Origin of the sequence: uncultured Maritalea sp., assembly GCF_937139385.1 — a bacterium.
In the GTDB taxonomy this organism is placed as follows: Bacteria; Pseudomonadota; Alphaproteobacteria; order Rhizobiales; family Devosiaceae; genus Maritalea; species Maritalea porphyrae_A.
Window position 1 is genome coordinate 1 of record NZ_CAKZPW010000202.1, and the last position, 4,129, is coordinate 4,129.

Consider the following 4,129-nt stretch of genomic DNA (forward strand, 5'->3'; position numbering starts at 1 on the left):
AGGGGATTGATGAGATTGACAGCATCGTGTTTCCATCGGGGCTGTTTGTTTCAGATGCTGGACCGCATGCCACGTGTTTAACTTGTCACCAGGGGCGTCAATCGTCGATTGGTGTGCAGCGCGCTGTTGGCGATACAGGGGAAGATGAGATCAACCCCGAGCTGACTTTCCTAAACCCACACTATGCGGCTGCAGCTGCCACGCTTTACGGCACTGAAGTGAAAGGGGCGTATGAATACCCTGGAAAATCATATGTTGACCGGTTTGCACATGTGCCGACTTTCGCCCAATGTAGCGATTGTCACGATCCGCACAGTTTGGAAATTAAAATAAGTGAATGTGTTGCGTGCCATCAAACCGAAGACCCTAAAGCGATGCGCATCTCACCAGCAGATTTTGATGGCGATGATGATGTAAAAGAAGGAATCTATCACGAAATTGCCAGCCTTAACGCGACGCTCAAATCCATGGTGTTTGAATATGCGAGCAAAGTGACGAAAAAGCCAGTTTTGTACGCAGATACGTACCCCTATTTCTTTAACGATACAAACGAAAACGGGGTTGTTGACGAGGGTGAAGCAACGCGTTCAAACAGCTATGTGTCTTGGACACCGCGCATGTTGAAGGCGGCCTACAATTATCAGTATGTCGCAAAAGACAAAGGCGCATATGCGCACAACCCCCATTATGCGTTGCAAGTGCTTCATGACAGCATTGAAAGTCTGAGTGAGCCGCTTGGTGCAACATCAGAAGGTCTAGTTCGACCCTAGTTACGCGTGATAACCCCGGTTGAAACTACCGGGGTTATGGCTGTTTTCTGATGGCGACGGTGGTTTGAATTTGCACTGATAAGACAAGATGAGCGGGCCAGTTTTAGCCGAATGAAATCGCGCTAAAACTGAATTGGATATTGGTTCTTTGCGAGCGAGAACTGTGAATTGGGGTAAGCCGACATTTTGAACAAACATGGTTTTCAAACGCGGTGAACTAAACGAATTTTGCTCACAACTAGTTTGACCTCGCGCATGGCACAAAGGTTAGAACATCATTATAAACGCGGCAACTAGAAGCAATCGTATTTGAACCAAGTTTTTCGACGCCATTGGATGACAGGGGTTTGCTGTCTTGCCAATCCAAAGTTCGAGATTCCGTCGGGGAGCGCATGAGTGCAAGTCAAAGATTATTTGAAAATTGAGCGGGCAACGAACATCAGTCGGTCAGAACTCGGGCGATTTGGTACTGCTGCTATTTTTGTGGTCATCGTTGTCATCTACACAGGCAGCAATTTTGCGCATGTAGAACAATCCTACCTGTTGATCGCAGCGGCAATTATTGGCGCCTATATGGCGATGAATATCGGTGCAAATGATGTCGCCAACAACGTTGGGCCAGCGGTTGGGTCTTTTGCACTTTCATTGACCAGCGCGATTATAATTGCTGCGATATTTGAGGCGGGGGGCGCGCTTTTGGCGGGCGGAGACGTCGTTTCTACAGTGAAAAAAGGCATCATCGATCCAGCTGATATCAATAATCCGAACGTTTTCGTTTGGGTGATGATGGGGGCGCTGATGGGGGCTGCGATCTGGTTGAACGCAGCGACTTGGCTTGGCGCCCCGGTGTCAACGACACACTCAATTGTTGGCGGTGTGATGGGGGCGGGCATCGCTGCCGGTGGTTGGGGAATCGTGAACTGGGATTCCATGGCAAAAATTGCCCTGAGCTGGGTTGTTTCGCCAGTAATTGGGGGCATCGTGGCTGCCGGGTTCTTGTTTGCGCTCAAGAAATTGGTGTTTTTTAGGGCGGATCCGATTGAAGCTGCAAAGCGCGTTGTGCCTTGGATGATCGCTATAATGGCGTGGGCTTTTACGACATACCTTTTTCTGAAAGGCGTAAGTAAAGTCATCAAGGTCGATTTTGTGTTTGCGTTGATCGTTGGATTTGGAGTTGCCTTGGTTGTTTGGGTTGCCATCAGGCCAATTGTTCGCAGGGCAGCAACAACTATGACGCAGGATCGAGATGGCGTGAATCGTTTGTTCACGATACCGCTGATTTTTTCTGCTGCGTTGCTTAGCTTTGCCCATGGGGCGAATGATGTGGCCAATGCAGTTGGACCATTGGCAGGTGTTGTTGATGTTTTGACTGAAGGCAATGGTGGCGCAAAAGTCGCTATACCTCTTTGGGTTATGGCGATTGGGGCAGTGGGGATAGCTGTTGGTCTTGCTCTTTTTGGCCCCAAATTGATTAGAACGGTGGGGTCCGAGATCACCGAGTTGGACCGTTCACGTGCTTTTTGTATCGCGCTTGCAGCTGCCATTACGGTTATTGTTGCCAGTCAATTGGGCATGCCGATCAGTTCTACCCACGTGGCGCTTGGCGCGGTGTTTGGGGTTGGTTTTCTAAGAGAATATCTTGAGAAACGTTTGGGGCGGGTTGTTGAAAACGTGATCGCAAGTCACGAGGGCCAAGCGGATTTTCTTGAAGTAGAAAGGGTTATGCATAGTTTTCAAAATGCCCCGCCAGAGGCCAAAGTTCGGCTGTTGGAGGAGTTGAAGAAAATGGGATCGGAAGCCGTTATTTCCGCCGCTCAACGCAAGGAACTACAAAAGGCATTAAAACGCCATTTGGTGAAGCGTTCCGCATTGCTAAAAATCGTTTCTGCATGGATCATTACGGTACCAGCTTCAGCGCTGCTGGCTGCAACTTTCTATTTCCTCTTGCGAGGTATTCTGCTGCCATGAGCGATAAATGAAAACATCATTGAAACGCCTGGCGTTGCCTTTCATAATCGGAATTCTGATTGCTGGGTTTTGGATAAGTCCTGATTTTCAGCAAATAGCGGCAGGTGTTGCCATATTCCTTTTTGGCATGCTGATGCTAGAAGATGGTTTCAAACTGTTTAGTGGTGGGTTTTTGGAACGTATTCTGGAACAAGCCACCAAGTCTGTTCCAAGGTCGCTGTTATTTGGGATTGTTTCCACAACCCTCATGCAGTCCAGTTCGCTGGTTTCAGTAATAACAATTTCGTTCCTGAGCGCCGAACTAATCACACTATTGGCAGGCGTTGGTATAGTTTTCGGCGCAAATATCGGCACAACCACTGGTGCGTGGTTGGTTGCAGGACTGGGCCTTAAGGCAAACATATCGGCCTATGCGATGCCCCTTCTAGCGATCGGTGTCGTTCTGGTTTTTCAGAAATCAAAATATCTTCGCGGAGCAGGGTATGCGCTTGCCGGGTTAGGTTTTTTGTTCCTTGGTATTCACTATATGAAACTGGGGTTCGAGACTTTCAGGGACTCATTCGATCTCATCCAATATGCCCTCACCGGTGTTTTGGGGTTGATCGTTTATACGCTGGTTGGCACGTTGGCTACGGTTGTCATGCAATCAAGTCATGCAACGATGGTCCTTATCATAACAGCTTTGGCTTCAGGACAGATTTCCTATGAAAACGCGCTAGCGCTCGCAATCGGCGCCAACATTGGCACAACCATCACCGCAATTCTTGGTTCTTTGACAGCTAACTATCAAGGCAAGAGGCTGGCTCTGGCGCACTTGATATTCAATGCCGCTACCGCCGCAGTTGCGCTGATCTTTATCAGCCAGATCAGGGATTCAGTTGATTTTGTTAGTCAATGGGTTGGTATTGCTGATGATGATTTTGCGTTGAAGTTAGCAGTGTTTCACACGATTTTTAACGTTTTAGGCGTCGCGATCATGTTGCCGCTCATGACGAGATTGATTGTGTTCATTGAGCGGATGATTGCTGAACCTGCAACGGATTTAAGTCTGCCAAAATACTTGTCTGATGCCGTCGAGGAATTTCCGGATACGATTGAGAACGCGTTGCGCAAAGAGGTGAAACATCTCTACGACAATGCTGTTGAATTGATCACCCACGGGCTAAATATTCACCGCACAGAACTGTTTAATGCAGAAGACGTTGCGGCCTTGGTTTCTACTAGCAACAAGCCAGTCGAAATTGATATTGACCTGCGTTACGAGCAACGAGTTAAAACGCTCTACTCTGCGATTTTGGAGTTTTCAACACGCGCGACAGGTAGAGAATTGCCTGCAGATGTCACTTCACGGGTTTACGAGTTACGCGACGTGTCTCGGCGAATTGTTCGTG

Annotated in this window: 3 protein-coding genes; all 3 read left to right on the plus strand. The window is 48.3% G+C overall.

The window, feature by feature from the left end; genetic code table 11:
- A partial coding sequence (locus Q0231_RS08720) for a polyheme membrane-associated cytochrome C (RefSeq protein ID WP_299347191.1) occupies positions 1-770 on the plus strand: 770 nt, incomplete at its 5' end.
- Between the two features lie 396 nt (positions 771-1,166).
- Complete coding sequence (locus Q0231_RS08725; RefSeq protein WP_299347192.1) at positions 1,167-2,738, plus strand: anion permease; 1,572 nt, start codon at positions 1,167-1,169, stop codon at positions 2,736-2,738.
- A 7-nt stretch (positions 2,739-2,745) separates the two neighbouring features.
- A partial coding sequence (locus Q0231_RS08730) for a Na/Pi symporter (protein WP_299347194.1) occupies positions 2,746-4,129 on the plus strand: 1,384 nt, incomplete at its 3' end.